Annotated in this window: 15 protein-coding genes; 7 read left to right on the top strand and 8 right to left on the bottom strand. The window is 64.9% G+C overall.

Annotated elements, in window-relative coordinates; all coding sequences use genetic code 11:
• Window positions 1–32 precede the first annotated feature (32 nt).
• Together ytfQ and AC1IN8_RS01485 are read right to left on the bottom strand one after the other, a co-directional pair.
• Window positions 33–992 carry a galactofuranose ABC transporter, galactofuranose-binding protein YtfQ gene (ytfQ, locus tag AC1IN8_RS01490; protein WP_479757784.1) on the bottom strand — a complete coding sequence of 320 codons (960 nt, stop codon included), beginning with the start codon at window positions 990–992 and terminating at the stop codon, window positions 33–35.
• 314 nt (window positions 993–1,306) lie between these two features.
• A complete protein-coding gene (locus AC1IN8_RS01485; protein ID WP_479757782.1) occupies window positions 1,307–2,221 on the bottom strand; it encodes a LysR substrate-binding domain-containing protein in 915 nt (304 codons plus the stop codon).
• Window positions 2,222–2,351: 130 nt separating this feature from the next.
• Between AC1IN8_RS01485 and AC1IN8_RS01480 the strand changes: the two genes are divergently transcribed.
• Window positions 2,352–3,203 carry a type 1 glutamine amidotransferase domain-containing protein gene (locus AC1IN8_RS01480; RefSeq protein ID WP_479757781.1) on the top strand — a complete coding sequence of 284 codons (852 nt, stop codon included), beginning with the start codon at window positions 2,352–2,354 and terminating at the stop codon, window positions 3,201–3,203.
• Between the two features lie 207 nt (window positions 3,204–3,410).
• Window positions 3,411–6,845, top strand: coding sequence for an ImpA family metalloprotease (locus tag AC1IN8_RS01475; RefSeq protein ID WP_479757780.1), 3,435 nt, complete (start codon window positions 3,411–3,413; stop codon window positions 6,843–6,845).
• 107 nt (window positions 6,846–6,952) lie between these two features.
• Here the strand turns inward: AC1IN8_RS01475 and AC1IN8_RS01470 are convergent, their stop codons facing one another.
• Window positions 6,953–7,831 (bottom strand): LysR family transcriptional regulator, encoded by an 879-nt coding sequence (locus AC1IN8_RS01470; RefSeq protein ID WP_247626230.1) that lies wholly within the window; start codon window positions 7,829–7,831, stop codon window positions 6,953–6,955.
• 161 nt (window positions 7,832–7,992) lie between these two features.
• On the opposite strand from AC1IN8_RS01470, the gene fdhD reads away from it, so the two are divergent.
• The 3 genes from fdhD (at window position 7,993) to AC1IN8_RS01455 (ending at window position 12,447) form a co-directional block, all read left to right on the top strand.
• Window positions 7,993–8,778, top strand: coding sequence for a formate dehydrogenase accessory sulfurtransferase FdhD (fdhD, locus tag AC1IN8_RS01465; protein ID WP_479757779.1), 786 nt, complete (start codon window positions 7,993–7,995; stop codon window positions 8,776–8,778).
• Window positions 8,762–11,059 carry an FdhF/YdeP family oxidoreductase gene (locus tag AC1IN8_RS01460; RefSeq protein WP_479757778.1) on the top strand — a complete coding sequence of 766 codons (2,298 nt, stop codon included), beginning with the start codon at window positions 8,762–8,764 and terminating at the stop codon, window positions 11,057–11,059. The genes fdhD and AC1IN8_RS01460 overlap by 17 nt, the downstream gene beginning before the upstream one ends.
• 260 nt (window positions 11,060–11,319) lie before the next feature.
• Complete coding sequence (locus tag AC1IN8_RS01455; RefSeq protein WP_479757777.1) at window positions 11,320–12,447, top strand: hypothetical protein; 1,128 nt, start codon at window positions 11,320–11,322, stop codon at window positions 12,445–12,447.
• 12 nt (window positions 12,448–12,459) lie between these two features.
• On the opposite strand, the gene AC1IN8_RS01450 is transcribed toward AC1IN8_RS01455, so the two are convergent.
• On the bottom strand, window positions 12,460–14,034 hold the full coding sequence (locus AC1IN8_RS01450) for a sensor domain-containing diguanylate cyclase (RefSeq protein WP_479757776.1): 1,575 nt from the start codon (window positions 14,032–14,034) through the stop codon (window positions 12,460–12,462).
• A gap of 135 nt (window positions 14,035–14,169) precedes the next feature.
• Window positions 14,170–15,072: a LysR family transcriptional regulator gene (locus tag AC1IN8_RS01445; RefSeq protein ID WP_479757775.1), complete on the bottom strand. Its 903-nt coding sequence runs from the start codon at window positions 15,070–15,072 to the stop codon at window positions 14,170–14,172.
• A 158-nt stretch (window positions 15,073–15,230) separates the two neighbouring features.
• Here AC1IN8_RS01445 and AC1IN8_RS01440 point away from each other — a divergent pair, with 158 nt between their 5' ends.
• On the top strand, window positions 15,231–16,664 hold the full coding sequence (locus AC1IN8_RS01440; RefSeq protein ID WP_392458349.1) for a glycoside hydrolase family 1 protein: 1,434 nt from the start codon (window positions 15,231–15,233) through the stop codon (window positions 16,662–16,664).
• Window positions 16,665–16,757: 93 nt separating this feature from the next.
• Here AC1IN8_RS01440 and AC1IN8_RS01435 read toward each other — a convergent pair whose 3' ends face one another.
• Window positions 16,758–17,516 carry an SDR family NAD(P)-dependent oxidoreductase gene (locus AC1IN8_RS01435; RefSeq protein WP_247626223.1) on the bottom strand — a complete coding sequence of 253 codons (759 nt, stop codon included), beginning with the start codon at window positions 17,514–17,516 and terminating at the stop codon, window positions 16,758–16,760.
• A 124-nt stretch (window positions 17,517–17,640) separates the two neighbouring features.
• On the opposite strand from AC1IN8_RS01435, the gene AC1IN8_RS01430 reads away from it, so the two are divergent.
• Complete coding sequence (locus tag AC1IN8_RS01430; protein ID WP_479757774.1) at window positions 17,641–18,564, top strand: LysR family transcriptional regulator; 924 nt, start codon at window positions 17,641–17,643, stop codon at window positions 18,562–18,564.
• Here AC1IN8_RS01430 and AC1IN8_RS01425 read toward each other — a convergent pair.
• The gene (locus AC1IN8_RS01425; RefSeq protein WP_479757773.1) at window positions 18,544–18,720 is read right to left on the bottom strand and encodes a helix-turn-helix domain-containing protein; all 177 of its coding nucleotides are present in this window, start codon (window positions 18,718–18,720) and stop codon (window positions 18,544–18,546) included. The genes AC1IN8_RS01430 and AC1IN8_RS01425 overlap by 21 nt on opposite strands.
• Entirely contained in the window at window positions 18,705–19,538 is an 834-nt protein-coding gene (locus AC1IN8_RS01420; protein WP_479757772.1) for an AraC family transcriptional regulator ligand-binding domain-containing protein, read from the bottom strand. Before AC1IN8_RS01420 ends, AC1IN8_RS01425 begins: the two co-directional genes overlap by 16 nt.
• Between the last annotated feature and the right edge of the window lie 111 nt (window positions 19,539–19,649).

Here is a 19,649-nt window from a genome sequence, read left to right as displayed (position 1 = left end):
ATTTAACAGGCTGGCTCAGCGGGCGAGCGGCATTAATAACCCATGTCTTTTTTCAGCGCGAGCTGGGCCTCGGCACTCTCTGGCTCGAACAGAATAGATGCCGTCTTGATAAGTTTGGGGGGCTGGGTGCCATCCTTCTTATAGGCCAGCAGGGCATCGAAGGCGGGGCCTGCCATATTCGGCGTCAATTCCACCGAGGCATTGGCTTCGCCAGCCATCATCGCCTTGAATATATCCGGTACCCCATCGATGGAGATGATCTTGATATCCGTGCCCGGTTTCAGCCCGGCCTCTTTAATGGCCTGGATGGCACCGATGGCCATGTCGTCATTGTGGGCGTAGACGGCGCAAATATTCTTGCCGTTATTCTCCGCCTTGATGAAGCTCTCCATCACCTCCTTGCCCTTGCTGCGGGTGAAGTCCCCTGACTGGGTGCGGATGATCTTGATGGTGGGCACCGCCGCGACGGTGTCGAGGAAGCCCTTCTTGCGATCCAGTGCCACGCTGGCCCCCACAGTGCCCTGCAATTCCACCACGTTGCAGGCCTTGCCATCCTGCTGCTTGATGAGCCACTGGGCCGCCACTTCCCCTTCGTGGACGCTGTCTGCGGCGACCCCGGTCATGAAGAGGCCGTCATCTTTCACCGTGATGTTTCGATCCAGCAGGAACACCGGGATCTCGGCCTCTTTCGCCTCCTGCAATACCGGATCCCAACCGGTCTGCACCACGGGCGCAATAAAGATGGCATCCACCCCCTGGGCAATGAAGGAGCGAATGGCCTTGATCTGGTTCTCCTGTTTCTGCTGGGCATCGGCAATTTTCAGGGTGATGCCGCGTTTTTGCGCTTCGCTCTTGGCGACCGAGGTTTCCGCCGCCCGCCAGCCGGACTCAGAGCCTATTTGAGAGAAGCCCACCGTCATCTCGGCAGAATATACAGAGGCAGAGAGAATGAGGGTGCTGATAATGCCCGCCAGTTTCACTTTCTTATACATGTGACACTCCTTTGTGATGCATGGTGAAATAAACCGGAACGCGTCAGGTTTTTATTGTTCGGGTCAAGGTTATAGGCTCTTGGGTTTAACGACGGGAGGTGGCTCACAGAAAAATTTCAGCAGCACGATGCTTCATACAAACAGCAGACAAGTTCATATATGGCGCGAGGCTTATGCTGGTTTCTCTGCATATTTATTTATTCCGGCAGCCATGGTGTCCAGAGCCGGCGCCGTGGGCGCCATCAGGCTTGGCCTGAAATCAGGCCAGCCTGGTGCACAGGTATGGAGAAAGGAAAGGGCGAGGGGCCCTTGCCTCAGGGGCGCACCGCCGCCAGCAGGTAATCCACGAAGGCCCGCACCCGGGCAGAGAGGTGGCGGTGCTGGGGATAGAGGGCGTAGAAGGGGCGGGATCGCCCCGCAAAGGGGGTCATGACTTCCACCAGCTTGCCCTGGCACAGCGCCTCTGCCGCCACGAAATGGTAGATCTGGAACAGACCCCCGCCAGCCACCGCCCAGCCAAGACCCGCCAGCACATCCTCCAGCACCCGCTGCCGACTGTGGAGACTGACCTCGACCGGCAGCCCCTTCTCATCGATGAAGCTCCAGGGGAAGGGGCGCCCCGTGCTGGGGGTGATGAACTGGATCAGTTCATGCTGGTGCAGCGCGGCCAGGGAGGTCGGGGGCGGACGGCGAGCGGCATAGTCGGGGGAGCAGAAGACCCCGACGCTGGCCTCCTCCAGCTTGCGGGCGATCACCCGGGAGTCGCGCGGCTCACCCAGACGAATGGCGAGATCGTAACCGTCCTCCACGAAGTCGATGTTTCTGTTCGAGACATTGAGCTCCAGCTCGATCTCGGGATAGGCCGCCATGAAGCCCGGCAGCAGGGGCACCAGGCGATGGTGGGCATAGACGGTGCCCACGCTGATGCGCAGCAGCCCCTTAGGGTGGCGCTGTCGTCCCGTGATGGCCCGCTCGGCCTCGGCGATCTGATCGAGGGCCTGCTGGCACTGCGCCCGATAGAGCTCACCGTCGTGGGTGAGGCGCACGCTGCGGGTGGTGCGATTGAAGAGTTTGACGCCGAGCCTGGCTTCGATGCGCTGGATGGAGCGGCTCACCGAGGCCGGCGTCACCCCCAGCACCTGCGCCGTGGCGGTGAAGCTGCCAAGCTCGGCCGCCTTGCAAAAGAGCTCTATGCTGCCGAGCTGAACGGGGTCGAAGGCGCGGGACATATGTTCATCCATGTAAATAAACAAGTTCAATGTCGTCAGTTTATCCGCCACAAGGTAATGGGTAAATTCTTCATCCAGCGCGGCGCCCTTGCCGCCCGAGCGATCACTGTCCATTCCAAGGAGTATCAAGATGAAGAACACCCTCAAGGCCCTGCTGGCGTCACTGCTGCTGGCGACCTCGGCCGCGGCCAGTGCGGCGTCCAAGGGAGAGATCCTGGTTTTGCTCTCGAGCGAGACCGCACTGCCGCTGCAAGGGGGCAAGAGCCTGACCACCGGCTTCTACCAGAATGAACTGGGGGTGCCTGCCGCCGCCCTGCTGGAGGCCGGCTACACCCTGACCCCGGTGACCCCGAGAGGGAACCGGCCCGTTGCCGACAAGAGTTCCGTCGATCCCCAGTACTTTGGCGGCAACCCGCAGGCGATGGCGCGCATCGGCGCCGTCGTGGAGGGGCTGCTTGGCGCCGGCAAGGTGCTCTCCCTGAAGGAGGTGCTGCAATCCGGCCCCGAGCGCTATGCCGGCCTCTTTATTCCCGGCGGCCACGCCCCCCTCATCGATCTCGCCACGGATCCCGAGGTGGGCACCCTGCTGCGCCATTTCCACGACAACCACAAACCCACGGCGGCCATCTGCCACGGCCCCATCGCGCTGCTGGCGGCGCAGGGGGATCCGGCCGGGTTCGAGCAGTCGGTCATCGCAGGCAAGGCGGACGGCGCCAGAGAGTGGATCTACGACGGTTACAGGATGACCATCTTCTCCGACGAGGAAGAGGCGGTGTTTGAAGCCTCGCTCAAGGGCGACAGGCTGCGCTACTACCCGGCGCAGGCCATGGCCCGGGCCGGTGGCAAGATGCAGTTCGTCGCCCCCTGGCAGCCCGGCGTGGTGGTCGATCGCGAGCTTATCACCGGTCAGAATCCCTTCTCGGACCACGTCCTGGCGAGCGCCTTCATCGCGGCGCTGGACCAGCGCACCGAGGCGAACTGAACACGATTTGCGCAGCCCGGCCCGTCATGGAAAGGGCTGTCATTCTCTTGCGGGGTCGACCGCCCCGGGGGAGTGAAGTACCGCCAGGAGAGGGAAGGAGAGCCCGGTCGGTCGGAGCCTAAAATGGGATTCGTTCAGGGTTGAAATTACGCAGCACGCCCCCTACACTGCCCGCCCCAAACAGCCTGGTAGAGAGGAGGATAGAAGATGAGAAGAGTCATTCTCACACCCTTGCTGGCCCTTGCCATGAACGGATGCGGGGGTGGAGAGGGCGGGAAAGACGATGCCATTCCCCCCACGATAACAACGTATTTCGAGGCATCCACCCAGAGCACCCAGGGTGGACAGTTGAGCCCGGCCAGCCTGCGTCTGAGCGCCGGTGAGCAGGGCCGTTTCACCGTCGCACCCGACGCAGGCTATGTGTTGGCGCAGATTGCGGGTTGTGAGGGGACGCTGGACGGCCTCACTTATACCACGGGCCCCATGCGCGGCGATTGCCAGGTCTCGGCGAGCTTCACTCAGGAGACGGCCCCCGTCTATTTCGAGGCCACCACCCGCAGCAGCCAGGGTGGACGGCTGACCCCGGCCAGCCTGCGCCTGAGCGCCGGTGAACGGGGGCGTTTCACCGTAGCGCCCGACGCCGGCTTCGTGCTGGATAGCATAGAGGGCTGTGACGGCACCCAGCAGGGTCACGACTACATCACAGCTCCCATGGGCGCCGATTGTCAGGTGTCGGCTCGCTTCATCAAGCATGCCGCCCATGCCATTGACCACGAGGATCACGCCCTCGCCAGCGACATGGAGCTGATCGCCCATGCCCGTGGCGCCATCGCCGACAGTGAGGCGCGTCGCACCGAACTGGTCAGTACCCTCTATCGGGGTCTGGATGCCATCAGCTGGAACCCGAGCCACGACTCCATCACCTTCTCCAGCTTCCAGCCCGAACACACCGTGACCCTGCTCCCTTCCAACATCAATGGCAAGGGGGAGAGCGAGATCCGCGGCCTGGTGATGGTCTCCGAGCAAGATGACTATCGCCGGGCAGCCATGGGGGCAAACCTGTTTGCGGTGGATCGCACGCCCCAGAGCGAGGCGCTGCTCAGGGGGCTGATCGGCTGGCTGACCCGGGGGAGGGATAGTGATGACGATGGTCTTCGCATCCTGACCGCCCAGATGCCGAGTCGCGCCGACAGCTGGTATTTCCCCCATAACGAGGGGATCCGGGACTGGCTCAAGGCCATGTATCCGGACGCGCACAGCATCAACCAGGCCGATGAGTGCGATTATCAGGCCCTCGGCGCCTGCATCGACCGCATGGCGCCGGATCTCATCGTGATAAGCGACCTCGATCGCCAGGGGCTGGGGTACCAGGGCATAGCCCAGGCCATCGCCAAGGCGAAGGCCGCCGGGATCCCGCTGCTGCTAGCCAACTACCGGCGAGAGGCGAGCCCCCTGCTGGCGCCCCTCTATCTGGAGATGGGGCTGGTGACCTGGGGCAACTACTGGTCGAAGCTCAAGGTCAGCAATCTGGCGGCGAGCACCATCATGGCGCCAGCTCCCCAGCTGATGGCGGTCGATACGCTGCTGAGGAACCTTAAGGAGGGGAAATTCAGCACCCAATGGCTGGATGCCTGCAGCGGCAACTTCCTCAACTGCGGGGGTGTCGATGAGTTCAATCTGCAGTTCAAGAATGGCGCCGACTGGCTCAGGAATGCCGCCATCACCCTGGACAAGGCGGGGATCAGCCCCTTCGCCCGCGACGGCTTGGCACTGTTGCCAGCCAGCCTGCTGCTGGCCGACAAATACCGTGCTGCCATCGATTACCCCATCGCCTGGGATGAGCATCAGGCCTGGCAGCGGGCGATGTTTGCCGACTGGCTGGTGAGCTATGCCCGTGCCCGCAATCCGGCCCAGCCCGATCTGGGGGAGTACGTCGTCGATCGCAGCCAGCTGTTCAAGGGAGATCAGGCCCATTACGCCTATCCCGCCGTCATCAGCGACAGCCGCCGCATCTCGGTGCCCTATTCCGGGCAGTGGACCTCGACGGGCTGGTATGCCCTGCCGGGGCAACGTATCACCCTGAGTCGCACGGATACTGCGGATGTTTCCGCTACCATTCGGCTCAATTACCACAGACCCAACACCAACAGGGCCTATGAGCAGAAGGTCTATCGGGCGCCGCTGGAGTTGGCCAGCGGGCGGCTTCCTCTTAACAAGGGCGGCAGCGTCAGCTTCACCTCGCCCTATGGGGGCCCTGTCTATCTCTATCTGGAGGGGGGAGACGGGACGCTGCAAGTGGAGGTGGCCGCCACTGGCGTGACCCGCCATCCAGCCATTCTGGACTTCAGTGATGAGCAGCAGATCCGGGACTTCAACGAGCGGCTGGATCAGACCGAGCTGCCCCATGTCGATCTCAGGGCCGATGGCGCCGAGCAGCATCTGCGCCGGGATCGCTTCACCGGGGCCATCGGGGGGGCCATTGCCGACACCGATGCCCTGCTGGACAGCATCTCCCGGGATCATATCAACAGCGTCTATACCCTGGCGGGCTTCAAGATCCAGGGCAAGCGCCTGGAGGAGTCGCTGCCCGACGAGGTCAGGCGCGCCTGTGTCGCGCTGCTGGGGGATCAGTGTCTCGACGAGTCACTGCATACCCGTACCATCATCCAGCATGCCAACTACGACCAGAATGCCCATTGCGGGGTCGGCTGCAGCGGCAACCCCTGGGACTCTTCCGGCAGCATCAGCCCGACCGGTTGGCTGGACAATCACGAGCTGGGCCACAATCTGCAAACCCAGCGCCTGAATGTGCATTACGCCGCCGCCAGCGATGCTGACAACTGGCGCGGCTATGGCAGCCGGGCCGGGGAGAACTCCAACAACATCTTCCCCTATGTGGTGAAGTGGCAGGCCCACTATCTGCGCGACGGCAACACGGCGTCCATCAAAGATGGTCACATGAATCACAAGGATCTGTTCTACGCCTTCATGTCCGACGCGGCCGGGGTGAAGGATAAGAGCGGCAACCGGGTGGTGCTGGGGGCCAACTGCAAGGTGCTGGATGCGGGGGAGAGTCGCTACGAGGCGCCCTGGCAGAGCAATGCCTATGCGGTCCACAACGGCTATCGCATGGCGTTTTATATCCAGATGGCACTGCGCGCCCACGGCATGAGGCTGGCGGACGGCACCCGCCTGAACAACGGCTTCAATATCTTCACCCTGCTCTACCAGCATTCACGGATCTTCGGCGCCGTTGCCGACAACGAGAGCGACTGGAATGCCAACAGGGACAGGCTCGGCTTTGGCCTCTTCCCCTTCCAGGGGCATGGGGTCTATGGCGGCAAGCAGGTGCGAGACATACCGGGCAACGACTTCATGCTGGTCGCCCTCGGCAGGCTGACCGGCCAGGACTGGCGCAGCCACTTCGATCTGCTGGGTCTGCGCTACTCGCGCCTCGCCGCCGATCAGGTGGAGGCGAACCAGCCCTCGGGCGTCCTGCCCATGGGGATGTACGTGCTGGAGGACGATCTCCCGCCCGCCAACATGAGCGAGGGGCTGACATTCCTGCCCCTCTCCAGGACGGATGGCAGCACCCTCTGGCCTCGCGACCATGGATCGCCGGCCAGCTGTCCTATTCCCTAATAAAGAAAAAACGCCCTCAGGGGCGTTTTTTCTTGGTCAGCGCAGGCTTGCTGGAGAAGGCGGGCGGTACTCGTATTGAGACTCGTAGCCCTGCACCAAGGAAGAGCTCAGGCCTGCAGCAGGGCGAGAAACGCCTTCATGGCCGGGGTGACGCTGTGTTTTCGGGTGATGAAGGCGATGGTGCCGGCGCTCGCATCGACCAGGGGGTGGCAGGGCAGCTTGAAGAGCTGCTGGGCGGTGGCGGCGATGCCGGCGCTGACCACGGCGCAGCCGAGCCCGTGGCTCACCCCGTTGGCCAGGTGGAACAGGGAGTCTGTCTCCAGCACTACCCGCAGGCTGAGCTGCTGGCGGGCGGCGGCCTCGTCGAGATAGCGGCGAAACTGCATGGTGGCGCTCGGCAGGATCAGGGGGAGATCCTGCAAGTCCGCCAGCCTCAGAGGCTGGCTCGGGGCGAGGTGCGGGGGCAGGGGCCCCAGCAGGGCCATGGGGTTGGGGTGGCGAAGCTGGACGTCGAGGGCGCGGCGCTGATGCTCGGTGAGCAGCTCGTCAAAGCCAAGACCGATGTCGGTCTGGTGCAGATCCAGCTGCTCGAGCAGGGTGCCGTGGGTCATCACCGACAGGCGCAGGCTGACCTTGGGGAAGGCGTCGTTGAAGCGCTTGAGCAGCGGCATGATGTCGATGCTCGACTGGGGCACCATGCCGATGCGCAGGACCCCCGACAGCGCGCCGCCAAACAGGCTCAGCTCCTGGCGCATGGCGTCCTGCTCCAGCAGCATGCGCTCGGCGTGGCGCAGCACCACTTCCCCCGCCTGGGTCAGGGCCACGAACTGGCTGTTGCGCACCACCAGCTCGGTGCCGAGGGATTTTTCCAGGGCGGTGATGCTGGCGGACAGGGTCGGCTGGGTGATGAAGCAGGCCTTGGCCGCCTTGGCGAAGTGGCGGTGCTGGGCCAGCTCGTAGAAATAGTGCAACTGCTTGATGTTCATCGAAGAGGAAGCGCCTGGCGTGGAGGATGGCTGACAAAGTTAATCAATCGACATCACCATGGCAATAGAGGTTGTCTATCAGCGAATAGATTTGTTTCATTGGTTTTGGGGGAGCGACTTATCTAAACTTGAGGCCCGAATACACGTTATAAGCGTCTCGCATGATCCCATTCAATTCACGGTTGCCCAGGCTGGATGAGCTGGTGGAAGAGGTGGCCGTGTCCGTCAACATCAACGGCATCAACCACGCCGTCATGATGGCCACCCCGGATGATCTCGACGACTTCGCCATCGGCTTCCTGTTTGGCGAGGGGATTATCGGGGGCAACCACGATGTGCACGACATCCAGAGCACCCCGTCCGAGCAGGGGGTGGTGCTCGACATCACCATCGCCAACCGCTGCCTGGCCGAGCTGGGGCGACGCAAGCGCCGTCTGGCCGGGGCCAGCGGCTGCGGCATCTGCGGGGTGGAGGCCATAGAGCATGCGCTGCCCGAGCTCGCCCCCCTGATCCCGGGCGCCCCCCTGGATACCGAGCGTTTGCGGGACTTGCGCGAGCGCATCGCCCCCTGGCAGAGCAAGGCCCGCCAGAGCGGCGCCCTCCATGCCGCCCTGGCGCTGGACGAGCGCGGCGAGATCCTGGCCTGCCGGGAAGACATAGGCCGCCACAATGCCCTGGACAAGCTCATCGGCATGCAACTGCGCCAGCCCGCGCAGGCCGCCACCCTGGTCATCACCAGCCGCTGCGGCAGCGAACTCATTCACAAGGCGGTGCAATTTGGCGCCGCCCACCTCATCAGCCTTGCTTCTCCCAGCCAGCTCGCGGTGCGACTGGCCCTGAAATACAACCTGACCCTCATTCATGTGCCCAGATCCGATGCCCCGGTCTGCTATGCCAGCCCCCGCGCCCAGGATCACGTTGGAGACTCCCATGTCCAGTCATATTGAGAAACCGGCCAAGGCCGGCGGCTTTTCCTCCCTGCAGTCCACCTTCAAGCAGGTGCTGCAGAGCCAGAAGACCCGGCAGAACATCAAGAACCTGCTGCGGGTCAACCAGACCGACGGCTTCGACTGCCCCGGCTGCGCCTGGGGTGACAACAAGCAGGGGGCCTTCCAGTTCTGCGAGAACGGCGCCAAGGCGGTGGCCTGGGAGTCCACCGGCAAGACGGTGGGGGCCGCCTTCTTCGCCGAGCATTCGGTGCGCCGCCTCGCCACCCAGAGCGACTACTGGCTCGAATACCAGGGGCGACTGACCGAGCCCCTGCGCTACAACCCGGCCACCGATCACTACGAGCCGGTAAGCTGGGACCAGGCCTTTGCCCTCATCGCGGACAAGCTCAAGGGCCTGGCGAGCCCCGACGAGGTGGAGTTCTACACCTCGGGCCGCGCCAGCAACGAAGCCTCCTACCTCTATCAGCTGTTCGGCCGCCTCTATGGCACCAACAACTTCCCCGACTGCTCCAACATGTGCCACGAGGCGAGCGGGGTGGGGCTCATCCAGTCCGTCGGGGTGGGCAAGGGCACAGTGGTGCTCGATGATTTCGACGCCGCCAAAGCCATCTTCGTCTTCGGCCAGAACCCGGGCACCAACCACCCGCGCATGATGAACGCCCTGCGCAAGGCGGCGCGCCAGGGGTGCCAGATAGTCACCTTCAACAACTTGAAAGAGGTGGCCCTCGAGCGCTTCGCGAGCCCACAGAGCCCGGCGGAGCTCCTGACCCCGGCGGCCACCCGCATCAGCCACCAGTACCTCACGCCAAAGCTTGGCGGGGACATGGCGGCCATTCGCGGCATGGCGAAATACATCCTGGAAGAGCAGGGGGGGCGCATCGATCTCGCCTTTATCGAGCAGCACACGGCGCACTTTGACGACTACCTGGCCCAGGTGAAGGCCACGGAGTGGGCGCAGATAGAGGCACAATCCGGCCTCGGTCGGGAGGAGATCACCCGGGCGGCGCAGATCTTCGCCCAGAGCGAGCGCGTGATCAGCTGCTGGGCCATGGGGATCACCCAGCACAAGCACTCGGTCGACACCATTCGCGAAATCGTCAACCTGCACCTGATGTGCGGCCAGATTGGCAAGCCGGGGGCCGGGCTCTGTCCGGTGCGCGGCCACAGCAACGTGCAGGGCAACCGCACCATGGGGATCAACGAGAAACCCAATGCCGCCTTCCTCGATCGCCTGGAGCGCCGCTTCCCGGTGGGCCTCAAGCGTACGCCGGGGCACAACGTCTACGAGGCCCTCAAGGCCCTCCATGGCGGCAAGAGCAAGGTGCTCATCTGCCTCGGGGGCAACCTGGCAGCCGCGGCGCCGGACACCGACTTCACCTATGAGGCGATGCGAAGGAGCGAGCTCAACGTGCAGATCAGCACCAAGCTCAACCGCAGCCACCTCATGGTCTCCAAGGATGCCCTGATCCTGCCCTGCCTCGGCCGCACCGAGCTCGACACCCAGCGCGCCGGGGTGCAGAAGATCACCGTGGAGGACACCTTCAGCATGGTGCACGCCTCCACCGGCATGAACGAGCCGGTCTCGCCGCTCTGTCTCTCTGAAATCGACATAGTCGCGCGCATGGCCGAGGCGACGCTGGGCCGCGATCTCGTGGACTGGCTGGCGCTGCGGGACGATTACGCCCTGCTGCGCAACCTCATCGCCGAGACCATCGCCGGCTTTGACGACTTCAACCGCCGCATCGAGGAGCCTTGCGGCTTCCACCTGGAGAACAGCGCCGCCCTGCTGCGCTGGAATACCGCGAGCGGGCGCGCAGAATTTCGGGCGAGCCGCTTGCCTGACTCCATCCTGCCCGAGTGCACCAGCCACGCGGAGCAGATGGTGGGCGAGCCCGTGCTGCTGCTCCAGAGCCTGCGCTCCCACGATCAGTACAACACCACCATCTACGGCATGGACGATCGCTACCGCGGCATCAAGGGGCGGCGCAACGTGGTCTTCATGAACGAGGAGGATGCCCGTCGCCTGGGGCTGGCCGAGGAGCAGCAGGTGGACATGACCGCCATCTGCAACGACGGACGCGAGCGGGTGGTGCGCGGCTTCAGCGTCATCTTCTACGAGATCCCTAGGGGCAACATCGCCGCTTACTACCCGGAGACCAACCCCTTGGTGGCCATAGAGAGCATAGGGGAGGGCTCCTTCACCCCCACCTCCAAGTCGGTGCCCGTGCTGGTGACCCCAAGCCAGCCACAGGCCGCCAGCCTCGCCGTCAATCTGTAAGCATCCGCCCCCCGAACCCCTGCCCAGGCAGGGGTTTTTTCATGCCAGCTATTCGCCCGGGCCTCTTGTTTGGCGAAGCTGTACGGCGATTGTATGGCGCACCATCTTGCTGTGGTCGGGGCCTGGGGATGCCGTTATGCTGCGGCCCTCTTCCGGCCCCTGATGCAGGGCGGCCGGCAACCTGAACCCGGACGCGCCTGCCAGGCAGGGTGGCCAAGCGCCGCCGGTTTGCCGTGCGCTACCCTGTGCGGAACCCACCCATGCGCTATGCAATCTCTCCCCTGATGGCCGGCCTGGCCCTCACCCTGGCGGCCAGCCCCGCGATGGCGGCGGATCCCGCCAAGGAAGAGGCGCAGCCGCGCCGTGACGAGCGCGAGGCAAAGGGGGATGAGCCGCCAGACGAGCGTTCCCCCTGGCTGTTCGTGCCCCTGCTGAGCTCCAGCCCCAAGCTGGACACGGCGGCGGGCCTGATGGTGGGTTACCTGCACCGGTTCGATGAGGGCTCGCGCCCGTCCCTGTTCACCCTGTCCGGCAAGTACACCACCTCGGACTCCCTCATCACCAGCGCCTTTGCCAAGACGTCGTTCGGCGCGGATCATCACCGCCTCGTCGGTGGGGTGATCTTTGGCGACATCAACAACAGCTATCAGGATTACCTCGGCACCGGTCGTGCCCTCGAGACCGAGGACCACTTCCGCTCCGCCTTCCTGCGCTACCTCTATCGGGTGGAGGGGGACTGGTTCGTCGGCGGCATGGCGGCCTACTCCAACTACGAGATGCAGGGACAGGATCTGCAATCGGATCAGATCCTGGAAGAGCTGGGGCTGGAGGGGTTCACCTCGGGGGGGCTCGGGCTGGCGGTGCAGCACGACTCCCGGGACAGCGACTTCAGCGCGACCCGGGGCTGGTATTTGAACGTCAACAACCTGGCCTACCGGGAAGGGCTGGGGGGAGAGGGGGACTTTGACATCTACCGGGTCGACTACAGGGGCTACTGGCGCCACGGGGATGGCCATGTGCTCGCCTGGCGCAATCGCAACCAGTTCTCCCACAACGCGCCGAGTGGCTCCTATTCCCCCATCTACCTGCGTGGCTACACCCCGGGGGAGTACCTGGGCCAGCACATGTCGGCGGTGGAGGTCGAGGAGCGCTACAAGCTGGCCGAACGCTGGACCCTGACCGCCTTCGCCGGGGTGGCCTGCCTCTACGGGGACGCCGTGAACGGGGAGTCCCTCGACTGCTCCGACAGCGCCAACATCTATCCCGCCTGGGGGGCTGGCGTCCAGTACCTGCTCAAGCCGGAGGCGGGCATAGTCGCCAACCTCGAGTATGCCATGGGCAAGGACGACAACGGGGGCATCTACCTCAAGATGGGCTACAGCTTCTGACGCCGGGTGGCCTCAGGCGCCGGCCACCACCACGCAGTTGCGGCCCCTGTGCTTGGCCTGATAGAGCGCCTTGTCCGCCTGCTTGAGCACGGCACCGAGATCGCTGGCATCCCCAGGCCAGTGGGCGACCCCGAGCGAGATGGTGATGCGCCCGGCCTGCTCCATCTCGTGGCCTGCCACCGTCATCCGCAGCCGCTCGGCGATCCGCTGTGCCTGCACCAGGGAGACCCCGGGCAGCAGCAGCAGGAACTCCTCGCCGCCGCTGCGGCACAGGGCGGCATCGGCGCGCAGATCCCGCTGCATCAGGGTCGCCAGGGCGACGATGACGGCGTCCCCGACGTCGTGGCCGAAGTGGTCGTTGATGGCCTTGAAGTGATCGATATCGAGGGCGATGACCGCCAGGGGCCGGGACTGTGCCTGATAGTCGTCCAGCATCTGCTGCATGGCCCGCCGGTTGAAGAGGCCCGTCATGGGGTCGGTGTGGCTGTCGGTGTGCAGCTGGTCAATCCTGGTGTTGAGCAGCCCCAGCCCCTTGAGAATGGCCTGCTTGATCTGGGCCGCCTCGAAGTACCAGGCGCGGATGCTGGAGATGTTGGAGGCCGCCTCCTGCTGGTCCATCAGCCTGGCCCGGTTGGCCAGCTGCCGCAGGGGCCGGGAGATGATGGTGGCCGAGAGCCAGATGGCGAAGAGGATGAAGAGGGTGACCGGGATCATCCCCTTCAATATGTTGAGCATCTGCTGATCCAGCCCGGCCAGGGTGGCGCTGCGGGGGCGCTGGGCCACCACTCCCCAACCCGCCCCGGCCACGGGGGCGAAGCCCGCCAGCATCTCGGTTCCCCGGGAGTTGAGCACGCTTTGTGCCCCCTGCCGCCCCTGCAACACCTCGTCCACCACCGCATTCTCACCTATCTTCTGGCCGATGCGCTTGGGGTTGGGGTGGTAGATCAGGGTCTTCTGCCGGTCGACCACGTAGAGGTAGGAGCCATCCTGGTAGTAGTGCTGACCCAGCAGGCTGGAGAGCACGCTGGCGGACTGCAGATAGATGGTCCCGGCGACATAGCCGAGGTAGCGCCTGTCCGTCGAGAACACAGGGTAGGAGAGGCTGATGAGGTAGTTGCCCGAGAGGGAGACCAAGGGATCCGAGATGGTCGGCTGCTGGTTGGCGAGGGTCTGGCGGGCGCTGCGGGAGGTGAGCTTGGCCCCCTTCACCTTCAGGGTCTCGGGGGATACGGCGACTATGGTGGACTCGGTGTTGACGATGGCCACCGAGTTGAAGGTGTTGGTGCGCTCGCGCAACTGGGTCACCTCCTGCTCCAGCCCCTTGACGTCGTTGGCCTGCAGCAGCGGCGCCAGCAGGGTGGCGCTGTAGGCAAGCTGCTCCTGGGCCGCATTCAGCATGGCCTCGGCGGAGGCGGCCAGCTTGGTGGCATAGACACGGTTGGCCTCCAGGGTACTGTCGATCAGCAGTTGTCGCTGTGCCTGATGGATGGCGTAGAAGCTGTTGCCGAAGGTGGCCAGCACGCCGAGCACGGCCAGGGCCAGAATGAGGCGATGGAGATCAAACCTCAGCAGCCAGTGAGATAGCATCGGAGAAACGAGTCCTTGTCGGTTGGCGCCGGGCGCCGGGGTCATGGTGCAATTTTACGGGGGCTGGCTGCTCAAAAGCTACCGTTAATGTGGTTCTCGAACGATGCCGTGTCGTGAACGACGGCCATGGCCGCGTCATGACTCTGCACCGCCCTGATCACCCAGGGCGGTGAGGGCGGGATCACCGAGCTCGGCCACCGTCTGCCAGAAGGGGGCGATGAGGGGGTTATCCCCTCCCGGCGGGCGAATGAGCCCTATGATCCAGCTCGCCTCGGCCTCCCCTAAGGGCAGGGTGATGACGTCCGGGTGCTCTATGGTGGTGGAGGAGGGCACCAGGGTCCAGGCGATGCCCGCCGCCGCGGTGGCGATGCCGGCGGCGAAGTCGTTGACGTACTGGATATCCCCAAAGCGCAGCCCGCTCTGGGCGAGGTAGTGCACGAACTGATCGTGGAAGGAGGGGGCCTTGTCCCGGCGCAGTATGGCCAGCGGCTTGTCCAGCAGATCCGAGAGCCCCGTCACCCCCTGGTAGCCGGCGGGCAGCACGGCGACGAAATGGGCGCGCACCACGGGCAGCACCGGCCAGCCCTTGGGGGCGGGGAGGCGGCAGAAGCCGAGATCCAGCCTGCCTTCACTGAGTGCCAGCAACTGGTGATGGGTGGAGAGATCGTTGAGCTCTATGCCGACCCCGGGGCGGCTGGCCCGAAAACGGGCGATGGCGGCGGGCACCAGCAGCTTGGTGGCGACCCCGAAGCCGATGCGCAGGGTGCCGCCATTGCCCGCCAGCACGTCGCGGGCGGTGCGACCGAGCTGCTCGCTCTGGGCCACCAGGGCGCAGGCATCCCCGTAGAGGGCGCGCCCGAGGGGGGTGAGCCGGGTGCTGCTGGCGTTGCGCTCGAACAGCTCGCCGCCAAAATCCGTCTCCAGCCGCCGGATCTGCTTGCTCAGGGCCGACTGGGTGATGTGCTGGCGCGCCGCCGCCTGACCGAAGTGCAAGACCTCCCCCAGGATGACGAAGGCCTTCAGATCCCGCAACTCCATCACGACTCCTTCATTCCTGTTTGGAATATTGAATGGCAAAAATTGTCATTGGACGGAATTCTAGAACTGTTCGATGCTGATGCCAATTCGTTTTGACGCTCGCCAGTGCCCCCAGGGGGAGAGGCGGCACCATCCTCAAGCAGCAGGAGACAAGCCAGATGCACCATCCCAAGTTCAACGACTTCCCCGCAGATTTCCTCTGGGGGGCCGCCTCAGCCGCCTACCAGGTGGAAGGGGCCTGGAACGAAGACGGCAAGGGCCCCTCGGTGTGGGATCTCTTCACCAAGTTGCCGGGCAAGACCTTCGAGGGCAGCAACGGGGACGTGGCGGTGGATCACTACCACCGTGTGGAAGAGGACGTGGCGCTGATGGCCGAGATGGGGCTCAAGGCCTACCGCTTCTCGGTGAGCTGGCCGCGCATCTTCCCCAATGGGCGCGGTGAGGTGAACGAGGCGGGGCTCGCCTTCTACGAGCGGCTCATCGACGCCCTGCTGGCCCACGGCATAGAGCCTGTGCTGACCCTCTATCACTGGGACTTGCCCCAGGCTCTGCAGGACGAATACGGCGGCTGGGAAGACAGGCGCATCATCGACGACTTCGAGCGCTACTGCGTCACCCTCTATCAGCGCTTCGCCGGCAAGGTGAAGTACTGGGTGTCGCTGAACGAGCAGAACTACAACCTGACCAACGCCTACCAGCTCGGCACCCATCCGCCCGCGGTGCAGGACAGGAAGCGCTTCTTCGCCGCCAACCACATCGCGTTCCTGGCCAACGCCCGGGTCATCAAGGCGTTCCGCCAGCATGTGCCAAACGGCCTGATTGGCCCGAGCTTTGCGTACTCCCCCGCCTATCCGGCCTCCTGCGCCCCGAGCGACATGCTGGCGTTCGAGAATGCCGAGGAGTTCACCAACCTCTGGTGGCTGGATGCCTACTGCTTCGGCCGCTACCCCCAGGCGGCGCTCGCCTACCTGAGAGAAACCGGCGAGGCTCCCGAGATACTGCCAGGGGATCTCGAACTGCTGCGCGAAGGCACCCCCGACTACATTGGCGTCAACTACTACTACACCCTGACCTTCACCGACAATCCCCTCGGCGGTCAGACCATGCAGCGCATCAACACCACGGGGCAGAAGGGCACCACGCCGTCGAGCGGCGTCCCCGGTCTCTACAGGACCACCCCCAACCCGCACCTGGAGACCAGCAACTGGGACTGGGCCATAGACCCCACCGGGATGCGCATCGCCCTGCGCCGCCTCTCGTCCCGCTACGGCCTGCCGCTGATGATCACCGAGAACGGCCTCGGCGAGTTCGACAAGCTGACCGCAGACGGCCGGGTGCAGGATGACTACCGCATCGCCTATCTGCACAGCCACCTCAAGGCGTGCCAGCAGGCGATGCAGGACGGGGTCGAACTGCTCGGCTACTGCGCCTGGTCCTTCACCGACATCCTGAGCTGGCTCAACGGCTACCAGAAGCGCTACGGCTTCGTCTATGTGGAGCGCGACGAGCAGGGGGGATCGCTTCGCCGCATCAAGAAGGAGAGCTTCCACTGGTACAGCCAGGTGATCGCCTCCGGTGGCAAGACGCTCTAAGGCGCCCATGCGCCCAGCCCATGTTCTGCCAAATGCCAGAAGGCCCCCTCAACCGAGGGGGCCTTCTGTTTTGTGTTGTTGGGGCAAGGTGGCCTAGATAAACATGCCCCCAGAGGCCTCGATGCGCTGGGCGGTGATCCAGCGGTTGTCGTCGGAGAGCAGGGCGGCGATGACACCGCCGATGTCGTCGGGCTGGCCGACCCGGCCGAGCGCCGTCTGGCTCGCGAGGAAGGCGTTGACCCCCTTGTCGTCGCGCACCACGCCACCGCCAAAGTCGGTCTCGATGGCGCCGGGGGCCACCACGTTGACGGCGATGCCCCGTGGGCCCAGCTCCTTGGCCAGATAATGGGTCAGCACCTCCACGCCCCCCTTCATGGCGGCATAGGCGGCGTAACCCGGCATGGCGAAGCGGGTGAGGCCGGTGGAGAGGTTGATGATGCGCCCGCCATCACGAAGCAGCGGCAGCAGCTTCTGGGTCAGGAAGAAGGTCCCCTTGAGGTGGATGTTGAGCAGGGTGTCGAACTGCTCCTCCGTGGTCTGCTCGAAGCTGGCGTGAATGCCGATGCCGGCGTTGTTGACCAGGTAGTCGAACTGCGGCCGTTGCCACTCCCGGGCGAGCAGTTGCGTCACCTCCTCTGCGAAGGCGACAAAGGAGGCGCTCACCCCCACATCCAGCGCCAGGGCATGGGCCTGGACCCCGAGCGCCCTGGCCTCGGCCACCACGGCGGCAGCCTCGTCGGCCTGGCTGCGGTAGGTGATGATGAGATCCACCCCCTTGGCCGCGAGGGCGAGGGCGCTGTGTTTGCCAAGGCCACGGCTGGCGCCGGTGATGAGGGCTATGGGTCTGGTCATGGTGTGACTCCTGTGGGTGGCAAGGGCTCGGTGCGAGCCGACCGGATCACTGTATTGTTCCTTTATTGCCGGATAAATAGCGTGATAATGAAATCACTGTTCCGTTTGAAGAGACAATCAGGTCATGGATCAACTGGATGCGATGAAATTGTTCGTGCGGGTCGCCGAACTCGAGAGCTTTACCCGCTGCGCCGAGCAGCTGGGCATCCCCAAGGCGACCCTCTCCGCCGCCATCCGCCGGCTGGAGGAGCGCATGGGCACCCGGCTCCTGCTGCGTACCACCCGGCGGGTGCAGCTCACCACGGATGGCCAGCTCTGCTACGCCAGGTGCCGGGATCTGCTGGCGGACATGGAGGAGTTTGACGGTCTGTTTCGCCAGGGGGGCCAGATCTCGGGGCAGTTGCGGGTAGACATGCCAAGCCGGATGGCGCGCCATCTGGTGATCCCGGCGCTGCCCGCCTTCCTGGCGCAGCACCCCGACTTGCAGCTGATGCTGAGCAGTACGGACAGGCGGGTGGATCTGGTGCGCGACGGCTTCGACTGCGTGGTGCGGGTGGGGGCGCTGGAGCCTTCCAGCCTGGTGGCGCGGCCCCTTGGCCACTATCGCCAGATCAACTGCGCCAGCGCCGCCTACCTGGCCCGTCACGGGGTGCCACAGACCCTGGCGGATCTGGCCGGGCACCGGCTGGTCCATTATGGCTCCGGGCAGGGGCGCAGCGAGCCGGGGTTCGAGTACCAGCGGGAGGATGGCAGCCGCGCCCTCCTGCCGATGGCGGGGGCCCTGATGGTCAACGACAGCGAGACCTACCTGGCGGCGGCGCTGGCGGGGCTTGGCATCATTCAGATGCCGAAGGTGGGGGTGGAGGCGTTGCTCGGGCGCGGCGAGCTGGTGAGCCTGCTGCCCCAATGGCAGGCGCCGCCGCTTCCCATCCACGCCCTCTATGCCCATCGCCGCCAGCTGGCGCCCAGGGTCCAGCTCTTCATCCACTGGCTGGCGGCGCTGCTCGCCCGGGCCCTGGCCGGGGAGTCAGAGCCGGCTGCGCCTTGAGCGGTATTCGCTGGGGGAGAGGGCGAACGCCTCCTTGAAGAAGCGGGTGAAGCTGCTCTGGCTGGCAAACCCGAGGCGCCCGCCCACCTCCTGCAGCTGGAGGCCGGGATCCTGCAGCAGCCGGCAGGCCTCCTCCCTTCTCACCTGCTCCAGCACCCCTCCTCGCGCAGGTGGCGGTTGAGGGTCCAGCGGGTCAGCCGGAGGGCCTCGCAGATCCCCGCCAGCAGGGTGGGGGAGTCGACGCTCTCCTGCCAGAGCCGCTGGCGGATGAGCCCGAGCACCCGTTCCCGATAGTGGCTGCTCGGGCGCAGCAGCCTCATCTGGCCGTCGAGCTCCCCCAGCAGCAGGGGCTGCAGGGGGCCGTTGCAGCCGCCGTGGGCGAGATCGAGCAAGGCCGCGGGGAAGCGCAGCTCAAAGCCCTCTCCCCGTTGCAGCCGCTCCCCCAGCCAGGCCCCCAGCTCGCGCCACAGCCTGGGCCGCACCGGGGTGGGCAGCACCAGCTGGCCCTGGCCGGGGTGGTAGAACTGCAGCAGGGCATAGAGGTGACCGAGATTGGCCAGGCTGCTCATGGCGATCACGTCCGGGTGATCGGACTCCGAATGGTAACCGAGCCTGGCCTGCCCCTCTTCCTCCCGCAGCACTATCCGATCGCACTCGCCGATGAGGGGGCGGTAGGCGAGGAAGAAGTGCAGGGCCTGGCGCAGGGTGGCGGCGTTGCAGCACAGGCTCGCCAGCGGCAGGTAGTCGGCAAAGAGCCCCGAGAGCGAGGGGGGCGACCACTTGTGGGTCATGTCCAGATGGGGGGCGACCTGGGTCAGCAGCCGGAAGTGGCGCTGGGCGTCGATCCGCCCCTGGGGGAGCAGCAGCTCTTCTCTGGCAATCCCGGCAGCTTGCAGGAGCTGGGCCGGATCCCGCCCCTCTCTCTGCCAGTGGTTGAGGCAGTGCAGGGCTATCCGGTTGGAGACTGTCTTCACGGCGAAAATCCTTGTCGGCGGTGGCCCACCATCATCCGCCAACGGCCATGAATTGCCGTGAGCCAGGTTCGGCTTCATGTTTCAGAAATGTAACCAAGGGTAACCCTGCAA

The organism is Aeromonas sp. 130281 (genome assembly GCF_056642115.1).
The sequence above is the reverse complement of the archived record's forward strand: the minus strand, read 5'-3'. Positions and strand labels throughout refer to the sequence as shown.

Bases quoted from the DNA above. Each gene is read 5' to 3' on its own strand.
- AC1IN8_RS01470 (WP_247626230.1), bottom strand. From the start codon at position 7,831: ATGAACATCAAGCAGTTGCACTATTTCTACGAGCTGGCCCAGCACCGC.
- AC1IN8_RS01475 (WP_479757780.1), top strand. From the start codon at position 3,411: ATGAGAAGAGTCATTCTCACACCCTTGCTGGCCCTTGCCATGAACGGA.
- AC1IN8_RS01460 (WP_479757778.1), top strand. From the start codon at position 8,762: ATGTCCAGTCATATTGAGAAACCGGCCAAGGCCGGCGGCTTTTCCTCC.
- fdhD (WP_479757779.1), top strand. From the start codon at position 7,993: ATGATCCCATTCAATTCACGGTTGCCCAGGCTGGATGAGCTGGTGGAA.
- AC1IN8_RS01455 (WP_479757777.1), top strand. From the start codon at position 11,320: ATGCGCTATGCAATCTCTCCCCTGATGGCCGGCCTGGCCCTCACCCTG.
- AC1IN8_RS01435 (WP_247626223.1), bottom strand. From the start codon at position 17,516: ATGACCAGACCCATAGCCCTCATCACCGGCGCCAGCCGTGGCCTTGGC.
- AC1IN8_RS01430 (WP_479757774.1), top strand. From the start codon at position 17,641: ATGGATCAACTGGATGCGATGAAATTGTTCGTGCGGGTCGCCGAACTC.
- AC1IN8_RS01445 (WP_479757775.1), bottom strand. From the start codon at position 15,072: ATGGAGTTGCGGGATCTGAAGGCCTTCGTCATCCTGGGGGAGGTCTTG.
- ytfQ (WP_479757784.1), bottom strand. From the start codon at position 992: ATGTATAAGAAAGTGAAACTGGCGGGCATTATCAGCACCCTCATTCTC.
- AC1IN8_RS01450 (WP_479757776.1), bottom strand. From the start codon at position 14,034: ATGCTATCTCACTGGCTGCTGAGGTTTGATCTCCATCGCCTCATTCTG.
- AC1IN8_RS01480 (WP_479757781.1), top strand. From the start codon at position 2,352: ATGAAGAACACCCTCAAGGCCCTGCTGGCGTCACTGCTGCTGGCGACC.
- AC1IN8_RS01440 (WP_392458349.1), top strand. From the start codon at position 15,231: ATGCACCATCCCAAGTTCAACGACTTCCCCGCAGATTTCCTCTGGGGG.
- AC1IN8_RS01485 (WP_479757782.1), bottom strand. From the start codon at position 2,221: ATGTCCCGCGCCTTCGACCCCGTTCAGCTCGGCAGCATAGAGCTCTTT.